General features: G+C 61.6%; 19 protein-coding genes. 11 read left to right on the plus strand and 8 right to left on the minus strand.

The features are described 5' to 3' along the window. Positions 1-62 precede the first annotated feature (62 nt). From betC to ACV8MC_RS06405, 3 genes are all read left to right on the plus strand, one after another. Complete coding sequence (gene betC / locus ACV8MC_RS06395; RefSeq protein WP_457264803.1) at positions 63-1,577, plus strand: choline-sulfatase; 1,515 nt, start codon at positions 63-65, stop codon at positions 1,575-1,577. Between the two features lie 16 nt (positions 1,578-1,593). Then, positions 1,594-2,514 carry a choline ABC transporter substrate-binding protein gene (gene choX / locus ACV8MC_RS06400; protein ID WP_041476503.1) on the plus strand — a complete coding sequence of 307 codons (921 nt, stop codon included), beginning with the start codon at positions 1,594-1,596 and terminating at the stop codon, positions 2,512-2,514. A 256-nt stretch (positions 2,515-2,770) separates the two neighbouring features. Then, positions 2,771-4,339 (plus strand): SulP family inorganic anion transporter, encoded by a 1,569-nt coding sequence (locus ACV8MC_RS06405; protein ID WP_252885082.1) that lies wholly within the window; start codon positions 2,771-2,773, stop codon positions 4,337-4,339. A gap of 77 nt (positions 4,340-4,416) precedes the next feature. Here the strand turns inward: ACV8MC_RS06405 and aroE are convergent, their stop codons facing one another. Next, positions 4,417-5,238 carry a shikimate dehydrogenase gene (aroE, locus tag ACV8MC_RS06410; protein WP_457264806.1) on the minus strand — a complete coding sequence of 274 codons (822 nt, stop codon included), beginning with the start codon at positions 5,236-5,238 and terminating at the stop codon, positions 4,417-4,419. Between the two features lie 9 nt (positions 5,239-5,247). After that, positions 5,248-6,162 (minus strand): oxygen-dependent coproporphyrinogen oxidase, encoded by a 915-nt coding sequence (gene hemF, locus ACV8MC_RS06415; protein WP_457264808.1) that lies wholly within the window; start codon positions 6,160-6,162, stop codon positions 5,248-5,250. A 150-nt stretch (positions 6,163-6,312) separates the two neighbouring features. On the opposite strand from hemF, the gene ACV8MC_RS06420 reads away from it, so the two are divergent. After that, on the plus strand, positions 6,313-7,290 hold the full coding sequence (locus ACV8MC_RS06420; RefSeq protein WP_236167872.1) for a quinone oxidoreductase family protein: 978 nt from the start codon (positions 6,313-6,315) through the stop codon (positions 7,288-7,290). Positions 7,291-7,469: 179 nt separating this feature from the next. Here the strand turns inward: ACV8MC_RS06420 and ACV8MC_RS06425 are convergent, their stop codons facing one another. From ACV8MC_RS06425 to ACV8MC_RS06440, 4 genes are all read right to left on the minus strand, one after another. After that, a complete protein-coding gene (locus ACV8MC_RS06425) occupies positions 7,470-8,138 on the minus strand; it encodes a hypothetical protein (protein ID WP_457264810.1) in 669 nt (222 codons plus the stop codon). A gap of 262 nt (positions 8,139-8,400) precedes the next feature. Then, positions 8,401-8,958, minus strand: coding sequence for an L-threonylcarbamoyladenylate synthase (locus ACV8MC_RS06430; RefSeq protein WP_039757175.1), 558 nt, complete (start codon positions 8,956-8,958; stop codon positions 8,401-8,403). A 55-nt stretch (positions 8,959-9,013) separates the two neighbouring features. Further along, positions 9,014-10,111 (minus strand): DNA-processing protein DprA, encoded by a 1,098-nt coding sequence (gene dprA / locus ACV8MC_RS06435; protein WP_056791151.1) that lies wholly within the window; start codon positions 10,109-10,111, stop codon positions 9,014-9,016. An 84-nt stretch (positions 10,112-10,195) separates the two neighbouring features. Further along, a complete protein-coding gene (locus ACV8MC_RS06440) occupies positions 10,196-11,221 on the minus strand; it encodes a LysM peptidoglycan-binding domain-containing protein (RefSeq protein ID WP_457264813.1) in 1,026 nt (341 codons plus the stop codon). 159 nt (positions 11,222-11,380) lie between these two features. Here ACV8MC_RS06440 and def point away from each other — a divergent pair, with 159 nt between their 5' ends. From def to ACV8MC_RS06465, 5 genes are all read left to right on the plus strand, one after another. Then, positions 11,381-11,887, plus strand: a complete 507-nt coding sequence (gene def / locus ACV8MC_RS06445) for a peptide deformylase (RefSeq protein WP_095182315.1) — start codon at positions 11,381-11,383, stop codon at positions 11,885-11,887. A 57-nt stretch (positions 11,888-11,944) separates the two neighbouring features. Continuing rightward, positions 11,945-12,904: a methionyl-tRNA formyltransferase gene (gene fmt, locus ACV8MC_RS06450; protein WP_095182317.1), complete on the plus strand. Its 960-nt coding sequence runs from the start codon at positions 11,945-11,947 to the stop codon at positions 12,902-12,904. Next, a complete protein-coding gene (gene rsmB / locus ACV8MC_RS06455) occupies positions 12,901-14,211 on the plus strand; it encodes a 16S rRNA (cytosine(967)-C(5))-methyltransferase RsmB (protein WP_423664993.1) in 1,311 nt (436 codons plus the stop codon). The genes fmt and rsmB overlap by 4 nt, the downstream gene beginning before the upstream one ends. 21 nt (positions 14,212-14,232) lie before the next feature. Next, on the plus strand, positions 14,233-15,609 hold the full coding sequence (gene trkA, locus ACV8MC_RS06460) for a Trk system potassium transporter TrkA (RefSeq protein ID WP_041476512.1): 1,377 nt from the start codon (positions 14,233-14,235) through the stop codon (positions 15,607-15,609). Between the two features lie 149 nt (positions 15,610-15,758). Next, positions 15,759-16,073 (plus strand): tetratricopeptide repeat protein, encoded by a 315-nt coding sequence (locus ACV8MC_RS06465; RefSeq protein ID WP_095182323.1) that lies wholly within the window; start codon positions 15,759-15,761, stop codon positions 16,071-16,073. 57 nt (positions 16,074-16,130) lie between these two features. Here the strand turns inward: ACV8MC_RS06465 and ACV8MC_RS06470 are convergent, their stop codons facing one another. Together ACV8MC_RS06470 and ACV8MC_RS06475 are read right to left on the minus strand one after the other, a co-directional pair. Beyond that, positions 16,131-17,018 (minus strand): lysophospholipid acyltransferase, encoded by an 888-nt coding sequence (locus tag ACV8MC_RS06470; RefSeq protein WP_056791136.1) that lies wholly within the window; start codon positions 17,016-17,018, stop codon positions 16,131-16,133. A 41-nt stretch (positions 17,019-17,059) separates the two neighbouring features. Next, entirely contained in the window at positions 17,060-17,617 is a 558-nt protein-coding gene (locus ACV8MC_RS06475; RefSeq protein WP_056791133.1) for a DNA-3-methyladenine glycosylase I, read from the minus strand. A gap of 81 nt (positions 17,618-17,698) precedes the next feature. Between ACV8MC_RS06475 and glyQ the strand changes: the two genes are divergently transcribed. Continuing rightward, positions 17,699-18,652 (plus strand): glycine--tRNA ligase subunit alpha, encoded by a 954-nt coding sequence (gene glyQ / locus ACV8MC_RS06480; RefSeq protein WP_003187265.1) that lies wholly within the window; start codon positions 17,699-17,701, stop codon positions 18,650-18,652. After that, positions 18,649-20,703 (plus strand): glycine--tRNA ligase subunit beta, encoded by a 2,055-nt coding sequence (gene glyS, locus ACV8MC_RS06485; RefSeq protein WP_041476515.1) that lies wholly within the window; start codon positions 18,649-18,651, stop codon positions 20,701-20,703. Before glyQ ends, glyS begins: the two co-directional genes overlap by 4 nt. Positions 20,704-20,705 lie beyond the last annotated feature (2 nt).

Below are 20,705 nucleotides of genomic sequence, written 5' to 3' on the forward strand. Positions count from 1 at the left end.
TGGAATCCATGCTCGATCGCAGCACTCTCGCATAAATATTCAACATGGAATGCCGCGATCACATGAAGCGCAAGAACATTCTTTTCATCATGGCCGATCAAATGGCCGCGCCAATGTTGCCGTTCTACGGCCCGTCGCCGATAAAACTGCCGAATTTGTCCCGCCTCGCCGCCCAAGGCGTGGTGTTCGATGCTGCCTATTGCAACAGCCCGCTGTGCGCGCCGTCGCGCTTCACCCTGGTCAGCGGCCAGTTGCCGAGCAAGATCGGCGCCTACGACAACGCCGCTGATTTCCCCGCCGACATTCCGACTTACGCGCATTACCTGCGGCGTCTCGGCTACCGCACCGCGCTGTCGGGCAAGATGCATTTCTGCGGGCCGGACCAGCTGCACGGTTATGAAGAACGCCTGACCAGCGATATCTATCCGGCCGATTACGGTTGGGCGGTGAACTGGGACGAGCCGGACGTGCGGCCGAGCTGGTATCACAACATGTCTTCGGTACTGCAGGCCGGGCCGTGCGTGCGCACCAATCAGCTGGATTTCGACGAAGAGGTGGTGTTCAAGGCGCAGCAATATCTTTTCGATCACATTCGCGAGGACGGCGAGCAACCGTTCTGCCTGACCGTGTCGATGACCCACCCTCACGATCCGTACACGATTCCCAAGGCTTTCTGGGATCTGTATGACGATGCCGATATCCCGTTGCCTACAGCCTTGAACCAGGACGAACTCGATCCGCACTCGCAACGTCTGCTCAAGGTTTACGACCTGTGGGACAAGCCTCTGCCTGTGGATAAGATCCGCGATGCCCGTCGCGCCTACTTCGGCGCTTGCAGCTATATCGATGCCAATGTCGGCAAACTGCTGCAAACCCTCGAGGAAACCGGGTTGATCGATGACACCATCATCGTCTTCTCCGGTGACCACGGTGACATGCTCGGTGAGAAAGGCCTCTGGTACAAAATGCACTGGTTCGAGATGGCCGCGCGGGTGCCGCTGCTGATCAGCGCACCGGGACAATTCGAGGCCGGCCGGGTCAGCGCCGCCGTATCCACCGCCGACCTGCTGCCGACCTTCGTGGATCTGGCCGGTGGCACGCTTGAGCCGGGCCTGCCGCTGGACGGCCGTTCCTTGCTGCCGCACCTGCAAGGGCAGGGCGGGCATGACGAGGTGTTCGGCGAATACATGGCCGAAGGCACTGTGAGCCCGCTGATGATGATTCGCCGGGGCGCCTACAAATTTATCTACAGCGAAAGCGACCCGTGCCTACTCTTCGATGTGGATAACGATCCGCGCGAAGAAGAAGAGCTGAGCCAATCGCCGCAACATCGTCCGCTGTTCGAAGACTTTCTCGCCGAAGCGCGGGCCAAGTGGGACATTCCGGCGATCCATCGGGACGTACTGGCCAGCCAGCGCCGACGCCGTTTCGTCGCCGATGCGTTAACCATCGGCAAGTTGAAGAGCTGGGATCACCAGCCGCTGGTCGATGCCAGTCAGCAGTACATGCGCAACCACATCGACCTTGATGATCTGGAGCGCAAGGCCCGTTATCCACAACCCTGCCAAAACCAATAACGTTAAGGGGAAGTCCATGCGCAAGTTATCCACAGCTGTCACCGTTGGCCTGATCGCATTGAGCAGCGCCTCGGCCTTCGCCGAGCAAAGTTGCGAAACCGTGAAGATGGCCGATCCGGGCTGGAGCGACATCGCCGCGACCAATGCCATCACCGGATTTCTGCTCGACGGCATGGGCTACAAGGCCAAGGTCGACACCCTCGCGGTGCCGATCACCTTTGGCGGCTTGAAGGATGGCCAGGTGGACGTGTTCCTCGGCAACTGGATGCCGGCGCAGCAGGGCTTCTATGACAAGTTCGTCGCCACCGGTGATGTGACGCAATTGGCGAAAAACCTCGAAGGCACCGAATTCACCCTCGCCGTCCCCGACTATGTCTGGGAGGCAGGCGTGCATGATTTTGCCGACCTGAACAAATTCGCCGACAAGTTCGACAAGAAAATCTACGGCATCGGTTCGGGGGCGCCGGCGAACATTTCGCTGCAGGAGATCATCAAGAAGAACGACTTCAACATGGGCCAGTGGAAGCTGATCGAGTCCAGCGAACAGGCGATGCTCGCCGAAGTGTCGCGGGCGGTGAAGAAACAGAAATTCGTCACCTTCCTCGGCTGGACCCCGCACCCGATGAACGTGCAACTGAAAATGCGTTACCTCAAGGGCGGCGAAAAATACTTCGGCGACACCGGCAGCGTATTCACCCTGACCCGTAAGGGCTACGCCGAGGCCTGCCCGAATGTGGGCAAGTTACTGACCAATCTGGCCTTCACCCAGGACATGGAGAACAGCATCATGGCCGAGGTGGTGAACAAGAAGATCAGCAATGCCGAAGCGGCGAAGGCGTGGATCAAGGCCAATCCGGCGGTGCTGGACAAGTGGCTGGATGGCGTGAAGACCGTGGATGGCAAGGATGCGTTGGTGGCGGTGAAGGCCAAGCTTTGATCTCAGGGTTGCTGGAATAGCGTTCGGCTGGAGATTTTTGCCCCCTCACCCCAGCCCTCTCCCCCAAGGGGGCGAGGGGGAAAGGGAGCCGATCGCTGTTGAATCAAAACTTGCGTTCAACGCCGAAATCGCAGGTCGGTGAATCTTCAACAAACAGCTCGGTCAGTCCCCTCTCCCTCAGGGAGAGGGCTAGGGTGAGGGGCTTTTACACCTGACACCCTGATAACCTTGAACAAAACCCCAACCGCGAGGACCCATGGCCTTCCCCAGCCGCCATTCACTTTTTCCTTTCCTGAGCTGGTTGCCACGGCAAACCCGCGCCAGCGTCGGGCGGGACCTGATCGTCGGCCTCAGCGGTGCGATTCTCGCCTTGCCCCAGTCGATTGCCTACGCGCTGATTGCCGGGCTGCCACCGGAATACGGCCTGTATGCGGCGATCATCCCGGTGTTGATCGCCTGCCTGTGGGGTTCGTCATGGCATCTGATCTGCGGCCCGACGGCGGCGATTTCCATCGTGCTGTACGCCAGCGTCAGCCCGCTCGCGGTGCCGGCTTCCGAGGACTACATCACCCTGATCCTGCTGCTGACGTTTCTCGCCGGGATTTTCCAATGGTTGCTCGGCTTGCTGCGTTTTGGCGCACTGGTGAATTTCGTTTCGCATTCGGTGGTGCTCGGCTTCACCCTCGGCGCCGCCGTGGTGATCGCCATCGGGCAATTGCCCAATCTGCTCGGGCTGGAATTGCCGGCCAACACCACAGCGCTCGCCAGCCTGATGGATCTGCTGCGACATCTGGGGGCTGTGGATAAGCCCTCGCTGATGCTCGGCGTCGCTACAGTGATCGTCGGCGTGGCCCTGAAAAAACTCCTGCCGCGCTGGCCGACGCTGTTGCTCACGCTGGTGCTGGCCAGTCTGCTGGTGTGGATCTGGCCAGCGATGTTCGGCCATGTGCATCTGGTCAGCGCTTTCGTCGGACGCCTGCCGCCGTTCAGTACGCTGCCGCTGGATCTGGAGGTTATCCTGCGCCTGCTGCCAAGCGCGGTGGCAGTGGGCATGCTCGGGCTGGTCACCAGCCTGTCGATTGCCCGCTCGATTTCGGCGCGGTCGCAGCAGTTGCTCGATGCCAATCAGGAAGTCCGCGCGCAGGGTTTGTCGAACATCGTCGGTGCGTTCTTTTCCGGGTCGCTCTCAGCCGGATCGTTTACCCGCTCGGGATTGAGTTACGAGGCGGGTGCCTGCTCGCCGCTGGCCGGGGTGTTTTCGGCGCTCTGGGTGGCGCTGTTTGCGGTGTTCGGCGCAGGGCTGATCGCGCACATCCCGATCCCGGCCATGGCCGGCAGCATCCTGTTGATTGCCTGGGGTCTGGTCGATCACCGGGGCATTCGCGCCTTGCTGCGGGTCAGCCGCGCCGAGTTCGTGGTGATGGCCCTGACTTGCCTGGCGACTCTGCTGCTGGAATTGCAGACGGCGATCTACGCCGGGGTGCTGGCGTCATTGTTTTTCTACCTCAAGCGCACCTCGCAACCACGGGTGCAGCATTGGCGCGACGGTGACGACGATGTGTTGCGCGTGGGTGGTTCGATCTTTTTCGGCGCCAGCCATTACCTGCAAGTGCGCCTGCAACGCCTGCATGGCGCACGGGTGGTGATCGAGGCGCAGCAGATCAACTTCATCGATTATTCGGGGGTGGAGATGCTGCATCAGGAAGCGCGACGCCTGCTGGGCCAGGGTCGCAGCCTGACCCTGCGCCGGGCGCGGTCGCCGGTCGTGGAGGAGTTGAGGAAGCTGGAGGGGGCGGAGAAGTGCCCAATCAGGTTTGAGGATTGATCTGATATCGCGGTGGTGATGCGATTCGCGAGCAGGCTCGCTCCCACATTGATCGTATTTCAATGTGGGAGCAAAGCTTAAAGGGCCAGTTGGCGGCGCAGTTCGGCGAGTACCGGCGCGGTATCCGGGCGTACGCCACGCCACAGCCAGAACGCCTCGGCTGCCTGTTCGGCGAGCATGCCCAGACCATCCATCGCCAGCGCCGCGCCGTGCTCAGTGGCCCAGCGGCAGAACGCGGTCGGTTCCTTGCCGTACATCATGTCGTAGCACAGCGTCTGGCCTAGCTCGATCAGGCTTGGCGCAATCGGCGGCACGTCACCGGTCAGGCTGGCGGAGGTGGCGTTGATGATCACGTCCACCGGTTCGCGCAGCCAGTCGAAACCACTGGCCGACACCGGCCCGAGGTCGCAGAACAACTCGGCCAGCAGTTCAGCCTTGTCCACGGTGCGATTGGCGATGATCACCGAGGCCGGCTTCTCCGCCAGCAATGGCTCCAGCGCACCGCGCACCGCGCCGCCAGCGCCGAGCAAAAGGATGCGCTTACCGGTCAGGCTGAACCCGGCATTCACCGTCAGATCGCGGACCAGGCCTGCGCCATCGGTGTTGTCGCCGAGCAGTGAGCCATCGTCCAGTTTGCTCAAGGTGTTCACCGCACCGGCGCGCTGCGCGCGGGCGGTCAGACTGTCGGCCAGACGGTAGGCGTCTTCCTTGAACGGCACCGTCACATTGGCGCCGCGCCCTTCGCGAAAGAACGCCTTGGCGCAGCCGACAAAATCATCCAGCGGCGCCAGCAGCGTGCTGTAGTCGAGGCGCTGGCCGGTCTGTTCGGCGAACAACTGGTGAATCATCGGCGACTTGCTGTGGCCGATCGGATTACCGAAAACAACGTAACGATCCATCACCCGTCCTCAGGCCTCGGCCAGCCAGTCGCGATCCTGCAGGAAGTAATCGGTCAGGCGCGCTTCTGCGCTGCCCGGCTCGGCCTTCCAGTCATAGCCCCAGCGCACTTGCGGTGGCAGCGACATCAGAATCGATTCAGTGCGGCCACCCGATTGCAGACCGAACAGCGTGCCACGGTCGTAAACCAGGTTGAATTCGACGTAGCGGCCTCGGCGGAATTCCTGGAATTCGCGCTGCTGGGCAGTGAAGGCGTCATTCTTGCGCCGCTGCACGATCGGCAGGTAGGCCTCGATATAGGCATCGCCGATGGCGCGCATGAAGGCGAAACTGGTGTCGAAATCCCACTCGTTCAGATCGTCGAAGAACAGACCGCCAACGCCCCGTGGCTCATGACGATGCTTGATATGGAAATAGGTGTCGCACCAGGCCTTGTAACGCGGATAGACGTCCGCACCGAACGGCGCACAGGCTTGCTCGGCGACGCGGTGCCAGTGGATGCAATCTTCCTCAACGCCGTAATACGGGGTCAGGTCGAAACCGCCGCCAAACCACCAGACCGGTTCTTCGCCTTCTTTTTCAGCAATGAAAAAACGCACGTTGGCGTGGGAGGTCGGCACATGCGGGTTGTGCGGGTGGATCACCAGCGACACGCCGAGCGCCTCGAAACCACGCCCGGCGAGTTCCGGCCGATGGGCGCTGGCCGAGGGCGGCAGGCCGCTGCCGAACACGTGGGAAAAATTGACGCCGCCCTTTTCGATCAGCGTGCCGTTTTCCAGCACGCGGGTGCGCCCGCCACCGCCCGCCGGCCGGGTCCAGGCGTCTTCGACGAAGCATTTGCCGCCGTCTTCGGTTTCCAGTGCAGCGCAGATGCGGTCTTGCAGATCGAGCAGATAGGCCTTTACGGCGTCGGTGCGGGTCGTCATGGCTTCACCTTGAATCGGGCGGCGCCCCGGCAGGCGGGCGGCGCAAATGGGCGCGTAGCATACCATCGCAGACCGGCGCGCCGCAGTTGACGAAGATCAAGCAGGGGAGTTGGATAGAGGGCTTAGCAACGACCCAAGGAGAGCAGGCAGATGGCAAAGCGTATCCAGTTCCGCGCCCACGGCGGTCCCGAAGTGCTCGAACATGTTGACTACGAACCCGCTGCGCCCGGGCCGAATCAGGTGCGCGTGGCCAATCAGGCGATCGGCCTGAATTTCATCGACACCTATTACCGCAGCGGCCTCTATGCACCACCCGCGTTGCCGTCCGGCCTGGGTTCTGAAGGCGCCGGCACGGTCGAAGCGGTGGGCAGCGACGTCACCCGGTTCAAGGTCGGCGATCGCGTGGCATACGGCAGCGGCCCGCTCGGCGCCTACAGCCAGTTGCATGTGCTGCCGCAGGACAATCTGGTGCACCTGCCCGATGAAATCAGTTTCGAAACCGCCGCCGGGGTCATGCTCAAGGGTCTGACCGTGCAATACCTGCTGCGCCAGACCTACCAACTGCAGGGCGGCGAAACCATTCTGTTCCACGCCGCAGCCGGTGGCGTCGGCTCGCTGGCCTGCCAATGGGCCAAAGCGCTGGGCGTGAAGCTGATCGGCACCGTCAGCTCGAAGGAAAAAGCCGAACTGGCCAAGGCCAACGGCGCCTGGGCCACCATCGACTACAGCCATGAAAACGTTGCCGAGCGCGTGCTGGCGCTGACTGACGGCAAGAAAGTCCCGGTGGTGTATGACGGCGTCGGCAAGGACACCTGGCTCACGTCCCTGGACAGCGTGGCACCACGTGGCCTTGTAGTGAGTTTCGGCAATGCTTCGGGCGCAGTCGACGGCGTCAACCTGGGCATTCTTGCCGCGAAGGGCTCGTTGTACGTCACCCGGCCTACGCTGGCGACCTACGCCAACAACGCCGAGAACCTGCAGCGCATGGCCGACGAGCTGTTCGAGATGATCATCAGCGGCAAGCTGAAGGTCGACATCAGCCAGCGCCATGCATTGGCCGATGCGGCAAAAGCACAAACCGAACTGTCGGCACGGCGCACTACCGGTTCCACGATTCTGTTGCCATAACGCTTCAAGTTGATACTCGGTGAACTCTTCCATGAGTTCGCCGAGTATCTTTCAGCTATATCAAGTACATCTTCCGGTGAAGCTTCTTCGCCGCTGGCCTACGACCGGAAAACTTCCTGCGCAACTTCTTCGGCTCGTATACAAGCCATTTCTCTGCCCACTCTTCGATTATTGGCGGATCAATACTGACGGTTATGAACATCACGATACTCCGGCTGATGCACGTTCATGTTCACTGGCTGATCCAGGGCCATCAGAATTTGCCGCCATTCGGCGGACAACAGCCAATAATCGCCCCGGGCACGCTGCTCGATATGCATGGCGTGCGAAGCGATCGGTGTCAGGCCGAAGCGCTGAAACAGTTGCCGCTGTGGCGATCTGCACAAGGCCGTGACCCCATGATATCCGCGATCGATCGCCCATTCGGCGGCGGTGGCGAGCAGGCCATTGATCGACACCGGCCGGTGCTGCTGGGAATGGGTGATCAAGCGACTGAATTCGACATGCCGTGCCAATGCCACAGTGGGAGACACGTGATGCTGCGCCAGTGAGGCCCATTCGAACGGCGCCGGGGTTGCCCGCAGCACTGCAATGAGTTGATCTCGCTGGTAGAGCAAGAAGTGCGTACTGCGCGAGGTGATCGCCAAGTGGGTTTCCAGCGCCCGGGCTCTGGAGGTGAGCATGTAATGCTGCAATCGCAGGCGAAACTGCCGACCAATGAAACGCTCGAATTCTCCGGCGTCCGACCCCGCCTCAAGAATGGCCACTCGATAGTCGGCCTGTTGATTCTTGAGTGTCTCCTGAAAGCCCTGCAGATAATCCTTGAGGTGTAAATCCGTAATATCCATTACTTCTCCGCAGCCATTAACATTTCGAAGTTGTATCAAGCACATTGAAAGAATGGATGCTTTTGAAAATCTCGCCACTGCACGCGTTCTGATAATCGCGTGGGAAAACTTACAGATATTGCAGAGTCGAAGATCCGTCTGACGCATGCAAGAACAATGGCAACGGATAAGTTTTAAACGAGTGCAGGAATAAACTGCAGGCATGCGCAGAACTCCTCGTCGATAGCGCCGAGGAGTCCGCAAAAAAATAAAAAGAAGGGCGTCAGTCAGGACGAACGACGTTACCGGTGGCCAGGTCGCGGATCACGCTAGGATTCTTGCGCCCGCCAAGGCTGCCGCCGAGCACCAGATCGACCTGCCCACGGAAATACTGCTCGATGCGCAAACGCGTGCGCGCGGGCGGTCGCCCCTGTGGATTGGCTGATGTCGAGATCAGCGGCCCGACCAGCGAGCACAAGTCGCGCACCTGCGGGTGATCGCTGACTCGCAGCGCTACGGTGTCATGCACGCCTGTGACCCACTCCGGCAACAGGTTCTGGTGCGGCACCAGCCAGGTGTTCGGCCCAGGCCAGGTGCTGGCCATGCGGTCGATCCAGTCCTGCGGGAAGTCCTCGAAGAGGAAATCGAACTGGCGGATATTGTCGGCGACCAGGATCAGCCCTTTGCTCACCGAGCGATTCTTGATCGCCAGCAAGCGGTCCACTGCGTCTTCGTTCCACGGGTCGCAACCCAGCCCCCAGACGGCTTCGGTTGGATAGGCAATCACCGCGCCGGCGCGAACTTCACGCGCGGCTTGTTGCACACGCCAACTGTTGACCATGAAAAAACTCTCCACAAACAGGTTTCGCGCAGTTTACCGATCTTCATCGTAAAACCTAGCTCGACCGCGCCAGCCAGCGACCGTTTTCGCATACCGCACGGCCTTCGATTTCCAGCTCGGTCAACGTTGCCAGCACTTTCGGCAACGCCCAGCCACAGCTCGCGGCCAACGCCTCGCTGGTGTGCGGCGCGGCGTGAAGCAGCGCCAGCAACGGGTGATCGGCCTGCGGCGGCGCTGTGGATAACAACGGTTGCTGCCAGCCGCGCAGCGCTTCGAGGATATGTTCGATAGTCTCCACCAACACCGCCCCGTCGCGAATCAACTGGTGACAACCGCGCGCGCCGGGGTGATGGATAGAGCCCGGAATGGCATAAACCTCGCGCCCTTGCTCTGCCGCCAGCCGCGCGGTAATCAACGAACCGCTGGCAACACTGGCCTCGACCACCAGCACGCCAAGGGATAACCCGCTGATGATGCGATTGCGCCGGGGGAAGTTGCTCGCGGTTGGCCCGGCGTCCAGCGGAAACTCCGAGAGCACCGCGCTGCCCGACGCAATCATCGCCTCAGCCAGGCGTTTATTGCGCTGTGGATAAAAATTTTCCAGGCCGGTGCCAAGCACCCCCACGGTCAAGCCGCCAACGTCCAGAGCAGCCTGATGGGCAGCGGCATCGATGCCCAGCGCCAGACCACTGGTGATGACAAAACCGGCCCCGGCCAGACTGCGAGAAAACGCCGCCGCCGTGTCCATGCCCGGGCGCGAAGCGCGGCGGCTGCCGACCATCGCCAGCTGCGGCTTCTCCAGAATCGACGGATCGCCGGCGACGAATAACAGTGGCGGCGGGTCAGGAATCTGCGCCAGCAACGCTGGATAGTCCGCCTGGTCCCACATCAGCAAATGTTGACCGGGGCGCTCTAGCCAGCGCATTGCGTGGCTGGCGCCGTCGCGCACCGTCGGACAACGCCGTGCCTCGGCGCACGCCGCCGGCAATCCCAGCGAGCGCCAGGCACTGGCCGGCGCGCTGAGGGCTTTGGACGCCGAGCCGAAGGCTTCGAGCAGTTTGGCAAAACGCTTGGGGCCGATATCCGGCATGCGGTGCAGGCGCAGACGCGCCTCCAGTTCCGCCGGGGAAATGGCTGTACTGACAGACAACATGAATGGATCATCCTTGATCGTTCGATGCTCCGAACCATTCGGAACAAGCTGTGGATAACTCTGTTGGTAACTTGTTAAGCAAGCTTACGGATTTTGCACCTTGTCGAGCACCGCCAGCGAGCGTGAAGCATTGAGGACCAGGCCGTAACTGAGTTTGTCGTAGGTGCGGAACACCATCAGCAGGCCGGCTCGTTCATCGGGAATTTTCAGCGGTTGGCCGGTAATCCGGTCGCGCACCGTTTCGCCGGTTTTCATCACCGCCAGGACATTGCCTTCGGCCAGACCGTCACGTTTGCCTTTGTTCAGGGTAACCACGTCCATCACACCGATCTGCGTGACGCCGCGTGGCACGTCGATGATCAGGCCGTCGATGGAACGCTTCGGCGCGCTGGGCATGAAAGTCGAATTGATCGAGCGTTCTTCACCGCCGAACAAGCGGTCACCGAGGCGCACTTCCTGGGTGGTGCGTTGCAAGGCGAGAGTGGCAACGTCGCCTTCGGTGGCAACAACCTCGCCGCCGCCGATATCGTCGGCGTTGATGCCGAGGAATTCCTTGGTCTGCGGGTCAGTGTAGACCTTGCCCTGGCGGAAGATGCCGTACACCGGTTGCTCCGGATCGAAATGGCCACGGGCGAAGATGCGGTCACCGGTACCGCTGAGCACCCGTTCGGCATCGCCGGCGACGATGTACGGCGCCTTGTCGAAGTCTTCGGCCTTGTCGACGATGCGATTGCTCAGCAGAAAACTGTTGATCGATTTCAGCGGAATGCTCGGAATCGCCTCGGCCACCGGGCTGGTGCGAATCCGTGGCGAGAGCTTGATGGTGCCGCGCGACTCGCCACGCTGGACGGTCAACTGCGGTTGGCCGTTGACGTAGCTGAGTGTCAGCGTGTCGCCGGGATAGATCAGGTTGGGGTTTTCGATCTGCGGGTTGGCCCGCCACAGTTGTGGCCACTGCCACGGCTCGCGCAGGTATTTACCGGAAATGTCCCAGAGCGTGTCCCCGGAAACCACCGTGTATTGCTGTGGAAAACCATCCCTGAGTTGCACTTGCCCTTGCGCGGCGCCGGCCGAAGCCAGAAGCAGCAGGGCGAGTAGTGTTTTCCTCATGCAGTGAATCCCTTTATCATGTGCATTCGCGTGAATCGTCAGAGCCCCCGTGGCTCGCTTCTGTTTTTCAGAAGCTACGCTTCACAACGGTAGCCTGCATCTTCGGACCCGCCAGGCCATCGACCCGACTTTACTCAACGTGTGCAGCAATCGAAGCCTATGGCCATTTTAAACATCCTCGAATTTCCGGACCCGCGTCTGCGCACTATCGCCAAACCAGTGGCTGTAGTGGACGACGAAGTGCGTCAGTTGGTCGACGACATGTTTGAAACAATGTATGAAGCGCCGGGCATCGGCCTCGCCGCGACCCAGGTCAACGTGCACAAACGTATCGTCGTGATGGACCTGTCCGAAGACCGCACCGAGCCACGGGTGTTCATCAACCCCGAGTTCGAATCGCTGACCGACGAGATGGACCAGTACCAGGAAGGCTGCCTCTCGGTACCGGGTTTCTACGAAAACGTCGACCGCCCGCAGAAGGTCAAAATCAAGGCGCTGGACCGCGACGGCAAGCCCTATGAGCTGATCGCCGAAGGCCTGCTCGCGGTGTGCATCCAGCACGAATGCGACCACCTCAACGGCAAATTGTTCGTCGATTACCTGTCCACGCTCAAACGCGACCGGATCAAGAAGAAGCTGGAAAAGCTGCACCGCCAGAACGCTTGATGCCCCTCTTCAAAGGCTTGCTGCGGCAAGCCTTTTTCTTTTTATGAGACGCCTTTCATGACTGAGCCACTGCGCATTGTTTTTGCCGGCACCCCGGAATTCGCCGCCGAACACCTCAAGGCCCTGCTGAGCAGCCCGTACGAGATCGTCGCGGTCTACACCCAGCCGGATCGCCCGGCCGGCCGTGGGCAAAAACTGATGCCAAGCCCGGTCAAACAACTCGCCCTGGAAAATAATATCCAGGTGTTGCAGCCGCCGACCTTGCGCAATGCCGAGGCCCAGGCGGAGCTGGCCGCGCTGAAGCCGGACTTGATGGTGGTGGTCGCCTACGGTTTGATCCTGCCGCAAGCGGTGCTGGATATTCCGCGTCTGGGTTGCATCAACAGCCATGCGTCGTTGCTGCCGCGCTGGCGCGGTGCGGCGCCGATCCAGCGCGCGGTCGAACACGGCGATGCCGAAAGCGGTGTAACGGTGATGCGCATGGAGGCCGGGCTGGATACCGGGCCGATGTTGCTCAAGGTCGTCACGCCGATCAGCGCTGAAGACACTGGCGGCACCCTGCATGATCGCCTCGCCGAGATGGGGCCGCCCGCCGTGGTGCAGGCGATTGCCGGTCTGGCTGCCGGCACCCTGCAAGGTGAGGTGCAGAATGACGAACTCGCCACCTACGCACACAAACTCAACAAAGACGAAGCACGCATCGACTGGAGCCGTCCGGCGGTGGAGCTGGAACGTCTGGTCCGCGCCTTCAATCCATGGCCGATCACCCACAGCACGCTCAATGGCGAAGCGTTGAAAGTGCTTGCCGCATCCGTGGCCGAAGGCACTGGCGCCCCGGGTGAAATCCTCAGCGCCAGCAAAGACGGGCTGATCGTCGCCTGCGGTGCACAAGCGCTGTGCCTGACCCGCCTGCAATTGCCCGGCGGCAAGGCGCTGAACTTCAGTGACCTGTTCAACAGCCGCCGTGAGAAATTCGCCGTCGGCAGCGTGCTCGGCGCTGCGGTGGAAGCGCAATGAACCCGCGTCTGGCTGCCGCCAAGGCGCTCGCCGCCGTGCTTAGCGGCAAAGCCTCGCTGAACAGCTCCCTGCCGACGCAACTGGACAAGGTCGAGGATCGCGATCGCGGTTTCACTCAGGACCTGGCCTTCGGCACCGCACGCTGGCAGCCACGCCTGTCGGCACTGGCGGAGAAACTCCTGCAGAAACCTTTCAAAGCCGCCGACGCTGATGTCGAGGCGCTGCTGCTGGTTGGTCTGTATCAACTGCTCTACACCCGGGTACCGGCCCATGCCGCGATCGGCGAAACCGTCGGCTGCGCAGACAAGCTGAAAAAGCCTTGGGCCAAAGGTCTGCTCAACGCCGTGCTGCGCAATGCCCAGCGCGAAAGCGAGACGATCTTCGCCGAACTGGAACGCGACCCGGTGGTGCGCACGGCCCACCCGCGCTGGCTGCAAAAATCCCTGAAGGCATTTTGGCCCGAGCAGTGGGAAGCGATCTGCGCAGCGAACAACGCGCATCCGCCAATGATCCTGCGGGTCAACCGCCGTCATCACAGCCGCGATGCTTATCTTGCGTTGCTGGGCGAAGCCGGGATCGCCGCGACGCCGTGCGTTTACAGCCGCGACGGCATCGTCCTCGAAGCTGCTGCCGATGTGCGCAGCCTGCCGGGTTTCGCCGAAGGCTGGATCAGCGTGCAGGACGAAGCCGCGCAACTGGCCGCCGACCTGCTCGATCTGGCCCCGGGCCAGCGCGTACTCGACGCCTGTTGCGCCCCTGGCGGCAAGACCTGCCACATCCTCGAAGCCGAACCGGCGCTCGCTGGCGTGGTCGCGGTGGATCTGGAAGCCAAGCGTCTGGTACGGGTGAAGGAAAACCTCGAGCGCCTCGGCCTCGACGCTGAACTGATCGCCGCCGACGGTCGCGATATCGACAAATGGTGGGACGGCAAACCGTTCCAGCGCATCCTCCTCGACGCGCCATGCTCGGCCACCGGGGTAATTCGCCGTCATCCGGACATCAAGCTGACCCGTCAGCCCGACGACATCACAGCCCTCGCGCAACTGCAAGGCGAACTGCTCGACGCCATGTGGAAAACCCTCGAAGTCGGCGGCATCCTGCTCTACGCCACGTGCTCGACGCTGCCGACCGAGAACACCGAAGTCATCGCCGCGTTCCTCGCGCGCACCCCCGGTGCCCGTGAACTGGACCTGGCCACAGCGGCCGGCATCAAGCAGCCCCATGGTCGCCAGTTGCTGGCCCAGCAGGGCGGGCATGACGGGTTCTACTACGCCAAGCTGATCAAGATCGCCGCCGCGCGCGGCTAAACGGATTCATGGAGTGACTGGATGAAAATCATCATCCTCGGTGCGGGACAGGTCGGCGGTTCGCTGGCCGAACATCTGGCCAGCGAGGCCAACGACATCACTGTGGTCGACACCGATGGCGAGCGCCTGCGCGACCTCGGCGACCGCCTCGACATCCGCACCGTGCAGGGCCGGGGCTCGCTGCCGTCGGTGCTGCGTCAGGCCGGTGCCGACGACGCCGACATGCTGGTAGCGGTGACCAACAGCGACGAAACCAACATGGTTGCCTGCCAGGTCGCCCACACGCTGTTCCACACGCCGACCAAGATCGCTCGCGTGCGCGAAGCGTCGTACCTCAATCGCGAGGAACAGCTGTTCCAGAACGAAGCGATTCCGGTGGACGTGCTGATCAGTCCCGAGCAGGTCGTGACCAACTACATCAAGCGCCTGATCCAGCATCCCGGCGCCTTGCAGGTGATCGACTTCGCCGAAGGCGCGGCGCAACTGGTGGCGGTGCGCGCCTATTACGGCGGGCCGCTGGTGGGCCAGCAACTGCGCCAGTTGCGTGAGCACATGCCGAACGTCGAAACCCGCGTAGCGGCGATCTTCCGCCGTGACCGGCCGATTTTGCCGCAGGGCGACACGGTGATCGAGGCCGATGACGAGGTGTTCTTCATCGCTGCCCGTGAGGACATTCGCGCAGTGATGAGCGAAATGCGTCGCCTCGACGAAACCTACAAACGCATCGTTATCGCCGGGGGCGGGCAGATCGGCGAGCGCCTGGCCGAGGCGATCGAAAGCCGTTATCAGGTGAAGATCATCGAGATGAGCCCGGCGCGCTGCCGCTACCTCTCCGATACCCTCGACAGCACCGTGGTCTTGCAGGGCAGTGCGTCGGATCGCGATCTGCTGCTGGAAGAGAACATCGCCGACGCCGATATCTTCCTCGCCCTGACCAACGACGATGAAGCCAACATCATGTCGTCGCTGCTGGCCAAACGGCTGGGGGCGAAGAAGGTCATGACGATCATCAACAATCCGGCCTACGTCGACCTGATCCAGGGCGGCGACATTGATATCGCCATCAGCCCGCAACTGGCGACCATCGGCACCTTGCTCGCCCACGTGCGCCGAGGCGATATCGTCAGCGTGCACTCACTACGGCGCGGCGCGGCGGAAGCGATCGAGGCGATTGCCCACGGTGATGCGAAGTCCAGCAAGGTCATCGGCAAACCGATCGAGAAGATCGGCCTGCCACCAGGCACCACCATCGGCGCGGTGATCCGCAACGAGAACGTGATCATCGCCCACGACGACACGGTGATCGAAGCGGGTGACCATGTGATTCTGTTCCTTGTGGATAAAAAGCATATTCGCGATGTGGAGAAGCTGTTTCATGTGGGATTGAGCTTTTTCTGACCTGAAGACAACGTTGCCCGTGATGGCCCCTTCGCGAGCAGGCTCGCTCCCACAGTGGAATGCATTCCAAATGTGGGAGCGAGCCTGCTCGCGAAAGCGGTTTGACAGACTCGCAGGTTCTCTGACGAACAATAGAAAGGAATCCGCCAATGCTCGAATCCCTGGAAAAAATGCTCGCCAAGGGTGTGGATAACGCGCTGTTGCGCTTCGGTCTGGGCAAGGGTTATCTGGACCTGGGTGAAAACGCCAAGGCTGCCGAGCATTTTCAGCGTTGTGTCGCTTTCGACCCGAAATACTCGGCAGCGTGGAAACTGCTGGGCAAGGTGCAGCTGGCGCTAGGCGATCACGCCGCTGCGCGTCAGGCCTGGGAGCAAGGCCTGGAAGCGGCCCGCGCCCACGGTGACAAACAGGCCGAGAAGGAGATGACGGTATTCCTGAAAAAGCTTGAGCGGCAGGCGCCTTGAGCTACCGATTGAGCAAGGCGAGCCCGTCTGCATCAACCGTCACCCCATCGAAGTTGCTCAGTACCAGCGCGCCTCGCCCGGCGGACGCTTCTTGAAGCGTTTCATGCTCCACATGTACTGGCTCGGATACGCCGCAACATAACGTTCCACTACCTTGCTCATCGCCGCGCAGGACTCTGCGGTATCGGTGCTGTACATGGCTTCGGGCGCGGCTTCGAGAATCACTTTGTAGCCCGAGCCGTCAGGCAGGCGCAGGGCGTGCAGGAACACACCGACCGCTTTGCCGCCGGCCAACATGTTCGGCACGAATTTGCTGGTCAGTGCCTGGGTGGCGAAAAACGGCACGAAAATCCCGGCGGATTCGGCCGGTTCCGGGTCGGCGGGAATGCCCACGGCACCACCCTTGCGCACTTCCTTGATGACGCTGAGAATGCCTTCCTTGGTCGAGGCCGCGACCTTGTTGCCCAGCTGCACGCGCTGTTTGCGCAGCAATTCATCCACTGCCTTGAGCTTCGGCGGACGATAGAAAATGATCGGTTTGCACTGGCTGCAATAGAAGTGGTTGAGCACTTCCCAGTTGCCGAGGTGGCTGGTGATGCCGACCACGCCTTTGCCCGAAGCGAGCGCGTCTTTCAACACATCGAGGCCTTCGACTTCGCGAACCAGATCGATCGAGCGCTGCGCCGGCCAGATCCACGCGCAGGCGCTTTCGGTCAGCGACTTGCCGATGTCTTTCAGACTCTGTCCGACCAGACGCTCACGTTCGGCCGCATCCATCTGCGGAAAACACTTGGACAGGTTGATCCGCACCACGTCGCGGGAACGATTGGGGGTTTTCCACATGATCCAGCCGATCACCGAACCCACGGCCTGCACGGCCCGCCATGGCAGCAGGGCAAACAGCCGCAGAGCGCCTACCAGCAAGGCGCCTTTAAACTTTTCCACAGGTCACTCCTGATCTTTGTGCTGTGCGCGAGGCGGGCATTCTAACCGGCGTTGGCGAGCTGCGCGTAGCGGTCGCAATCCTGGGTGTGGTCCATGACCATGCCCGAGGCCTGCATCAGCGCGTAGCAAATGGTCGGACCGACGAAGGTGAAGCCGGCTTTTTTCAGCGCCTTGCTCATCGCCAGCGCTTCGGGGGTGATCGCCGGGACTTCGCTGCGATCCTTGAAATGATTGATGATCGGTTGGTCGCCCACGAATGACCAGAGCAACGCCACCGGATCCTCCAGCGCCAGCCACGCCTGGGCATTGCGCCGGGCGGCGTTGAGTTTCAGGCGATTGCGGATGATGCCCGGGTCGAGCATCAGTTCGTCGATTTCGGCGTCACTCATCTGCGCCACGCGCTGCACATCGAAGCCGAACAGCACCTGACGGTAACGCTCGCGTTTGCGCAGCACAGTGATCCACGACAACCCGGCCTGGAACCCTTCGAGCAAAAGCAACTCGAACAAACCCTGCGCATCGCGCAGCGGCGTGCCCCACTCCTGATCGTGATAAGCCATGTACAGCGGATCTTCGGTACACCAAAAGCAGCGTGGCATAAGGCTCCAGGGGGCGTGCGCAGCAACGAATCGGGTATACTCCCGCTCTTTAAATCGCAGCCCAAGAAACAGGTGAATTTCGTGAGCCAGCCTACGCCAGCCGTGCGTACCTTCCAAGACTTGATCCTCGCGCTCCAGCAATACTGGGCCGAGCAAGGTTGTGTGGTACTTCAGCCCTACGATATGGAAGTAGGCGCCGGCACTTTCCACACCGCGACCTTCCTGCGCGCCATCGGCCCGGAAACCTGGAACGCCGCGTACGTGCAGCCAAGCCGCCGTCCGACTGACGGCCGTTACGGCGAAAACCCGAACCGTCTGCAGCACTACTACCAGTTCCAGGTAGTCCTGAAGCCGAACCCGGACAACTTCCAGGAACTGTACCTGGGCTCGCTCAAGCATGTCGGCCTCGACCCGCTGGTGCACGACATCCGCTTCGTCGAAGACAACTGGGAATCGCCGACCCTCGGCGCCTGGGGTCTGGGCTGGGAAGTCTGGCTCAATGGCATGGAAGTCACCCAGTTCACCTACTTCCAGCAAGCGGGCGGCATCGAGTGCTACCCGGTGACCGGCGAGATCACCTACGGTCTCGAGCGCCTGGCGATGTACCTGCAAGGCGTCGATTCGGTCTACGACCTGGTCTGGGCTGACGGCCCGTTCGGCAAAGTCACCTACGGCGATGTGTTCCACCAGAACGAAGTGGAGCAGTCCACTTACAACTTCGAACACGCCAACGTCGACAAACTGTTCGAGCTGTTCGACTTCTATGAAAGCGAAGCCAAGCGCCTGATCGAACTCGACCAGCCGCTGCCGTTGCCGAGCTACGAAATGGTGCTGAAGGCGTCGCACACCTTCAACCTGCTGGATGCGCGCCGGGCGATCTCGGTGACTGCGCGTCAGCAATACATTCTGCGCGTACGCACCCTGGCGCGTTCCGTTGCGCAAGCCTACCTGCTGGCCCGCGCCAAGCTGGGCTTCCCGATGGCGACCCCGGACCTGCGTGACGAAGTACTGGCCAAGCTGGAGGCTGCACAATGAGTGCGCAAGATTTTCTGGTTGAACTGGGCACCGAAGAACTGCCACCCAAAGCCCTGAACACTTTGGCTGATGCGTTCCTCGCCGGTATCGACAAGGGCCTGCAAGCCGCTGGCCTGAGCTACGAAAGCAAAACCGTTTATGCCGCGCCACGTCGTCTGGCTGTGCTGATCACTGCGCTGGCCACTCAGCAGCCGGATCGCAGCATCAACCTCGATGGCCCGCCACGTCAGGCCGCGTTCGACGCTGACGGCAATCCGACTCAGGCCGCCCTCGGCTTCGCCAAGAAGTGCGGCGTCGAGCTGAGCGAAATCGACCAGAGCGGTCCGAAACTGCGTTATAGCCAGAACATCGCCGGCAAGCCGACCGCGAGTCTGCTGCCGACCATCGTCGAGGATTCGCTGAACGACCTGCCGATCCCGAAACGCATGCGTTGGGGTGCGCGCAAGGAAGAATTCGTGCGTCCGACGCAGTGGCTGGTGATGCTGCTCGGTGATCAGGTCATCGATTGCACGATCCTCGCGCAGAAGGCTGGCCGTGAATCCCGTGGTCACCGTTTCCATCATCCGGAGAGCGTGCGCATCGGTTCGCCGTCGAGCTATCTCGCCGACCTGCGTGCCGCTTACGTATTGGCCGATGCCAACGAGCGTCGCGAGATCATCAGCAAGCGCACCGAAGAGTTGGCCACCCGTCAGGAAGGCACGGCGATCGTGCCGCCGGCACTGCTCGACGAAGTGACTGCGCTGGTTGAATGGCCGGTGCCGCTGGTGTGCTCGTTCGAAGAACGCTTCCTCGACGTGCCGCAGGAAGCGCTGATCACCACCATGCAGGACAACCAGAAGTACTTCTGCCTGCTGGATGCCGACGGCAAGTTGCTGCCACGTTTCATTACCGTGGCCAACATCGAAAGCAAAGACCCGCAGCAGATCATCGCCGGTAACGAGAAAGTGGTGCGCCCACGCCTGACCGACGCCGAGTTCTTCTTCAAGCAGGACAAGAAGCAGAAGCTCGAAGACTTCAACCTGCGCCTGCAAAACGTGGTGTTCCAGGAAAAACTCGGCAGCGTCTACGACAAGGCCGAGCGCGTTTCCAAACTGGCCGCGTACATCGCCGCACGTATCGGCGGCAACGCCTCGTGGGCTGCCCGCGCGGGCCTGCTGTCGAAGTGCGACCTGGCCACCGAAATGGTTGGCGAGTTCCCGGAGATGCAAGGTGTCGCCGGTTACTACTACGCCCTCAATGACGGCGAGCCGCAGGACGTCGCGCTGGCGCTGAACGAGCAGTACATGCCACGCGGTGCCGGTGCCGAATTGCCAGCGACCCTGACCGGTGCAGCTGTCGCCATCGCCGACAAGCTCGACACTCTGGTCGGCATCTTCGGTATCGGCATGCTGCCAACCGGCAGCAAAGACCCGTATGCCCTGCGCCGTGCGGCACTGGGCGTGCTGCGTATCCTGATCGAGAAACAACTGGACCTGGACCTGAACGACGCCGTGGCTTTCGCGGTGAATGCATTCGGCGGCAAGGTCAAGGCTGCCGGCCTAAACGATGCCGTGCTGGAATTCATCTTCGACCGCCTGCGTGCGCGTTATGAAGACGAAGGCGTCGACGTCGCCACCTACCTGTCGGTACGTGCATTGAAGCCGGGTTCGGCGCTGGACTTCGACCAGCGTGTGCAAGCGGTTCAGGCCTTCCGCAAACTGCCGGAAGCGGCAGCGCTGGCGGCGGTGAACAAGCGCGTGTCGAACCTGTTGAGCAAAGTCGAAGGCTCGGTACCGACCGTGGTCGAGGCCAAGTATTTCGACAATGCCAACGAGTTCTCGCTGTACTCGGCGATCCAGCAAGCGGATCAGGCGGTGCAGCCAATGGCCGCGGCGCGTCAGTACAACGAATCGCTGGCACGCCTGGCGGCACTTCGCGAGCCGGTCGACGCGTTCTTCGACGCGGTGATGGTCAATGCCGACGATGCCAATGTGCGGGCCAACCGTTACGCGCTGCTGGCGCGCCTGCGTGGCCTGTTCCTCGGTGTTGCCGACATTTCGCTGCTGGGTTGAGG

It is taken from the genome of Pseudomonas sp. PK-RTE-24 (assembly GCF_054052265.1).

Bases quoted from the DNA above. Each gene is read 5' to 3' on its own strand.
- betC (WP_457264803.1), top strand. From the start codon at position 63: ATGAAGCGCAAGAACATTCTTTTCATCATGGCCGATCAAATGGCCGCG.
- choX (WP_041476503.1), top strand. From the start codon at position 1,594: ATGCGCAAGTTATCCACAGCTGTCACCGTTGGCCTGATCGCATTGAGC.
- ACV8MC_RS06405 (WP_252885082.1), top strand. From the start codon at position 2,771: ATGGCCTTCCCCAGCCGCCATTCACTTTTTCCTTTCCTGAGCTGGTTG.
- aroE (WP_457264806.1), bottom strand. From the start codon at position 5,238: ATGGATCGTTACGTTGTTTTCGGTAATCCGATCGGCCACAGCAAGTCG.
- hemF (WP_457264808.1), bottom strand. From the start codon at position 6,162: ATGACGACCCGCACCGACGCCGTAAAGGCCTATCTGCTCGATCTGCAA.
- ACV8MC_RS06420 (WP_236167872.1), top strand. From the start codon at position 6,313: ATGGCAAAGCGTATCCAGTTCCGCGCCCACGGCGGTCCCGAAGTGCTC.
- ACV8MC_RS06425 (WP_457264810.1), bottom strand. From the start codon at position 8,138: ATGGATATTACGGATTTACACCTCAAGGATTATCTGCAGGGCTTTCAG.
- ACV8MC_RS06430 (WP_039757175.1), bottom strand. From the start codon at position 8,958: ATGGTCAACAGTTGGCGTGTGCAACAAGCCGCGCGTGAAGTTCGCGCC.
- dprA (WP_056791151.1), bottom strand. From the start codon at position 10,111: ATGTTGTCTGTCAGTACAGCCATTTCCCCGGCGGAACTGGAGGCGCGT.
- ACV8MC_RS06440 (WP_457264813.1), bottom strand. From the start codon at position 11,221: ATGAGGAAAACACTACTCGCCCTGCTGCTTCTGGCTTCGGCCGGCGCC.
- def (WP_095182315.1), top strand. From the start codon at position 11,381: ATGGCCATTTTAAACATCCTCGAATTTCCGGACCCGCGTCTGCGCACT.
- fmt (WP_095182317.1), top strand. From the start codon at position 11,945: ATGACTGAGCCACTGCGCATTGTTTTTGCCGGCACCCCGGAATTCGCC.
- rsmB (WP_423664993.1), top strand. From the start codon at position 12,901: ATGAACCCGCGTCTGGCTGCCGCCAAGGCGCTCGCCGCCGTGCTTAGC.
- trkA (WP_041476512.1), top strand. From the start codon at position 14,233: ATGAAAATCATCATCCTCGGTGCGGGACAGGTCGGCGGTTCGCTGGCC.
- ACV8MC_RS06465 (WP_095182323.1), top strand. From the start codon at position 15,759: ATGCTCGAATCCCTGGAAAAAATGCTCGCCAAGGGTGTGGATAACGCG.
- ACV8MC_RS06475 (WP_056791133.1), bottom strand. From the start codon at position 17,617: ATGCCACGCTGCTTTTGGTGTACCGAAGATCCGCTGTACATGGCTTAT.
- glyS (WP_041476515.1), top strand. From the start codon at position 18,649: ATGAGTGCGCAAGATTTTCTGGTTGAACTGGGCACCGAAGAACTGCCA.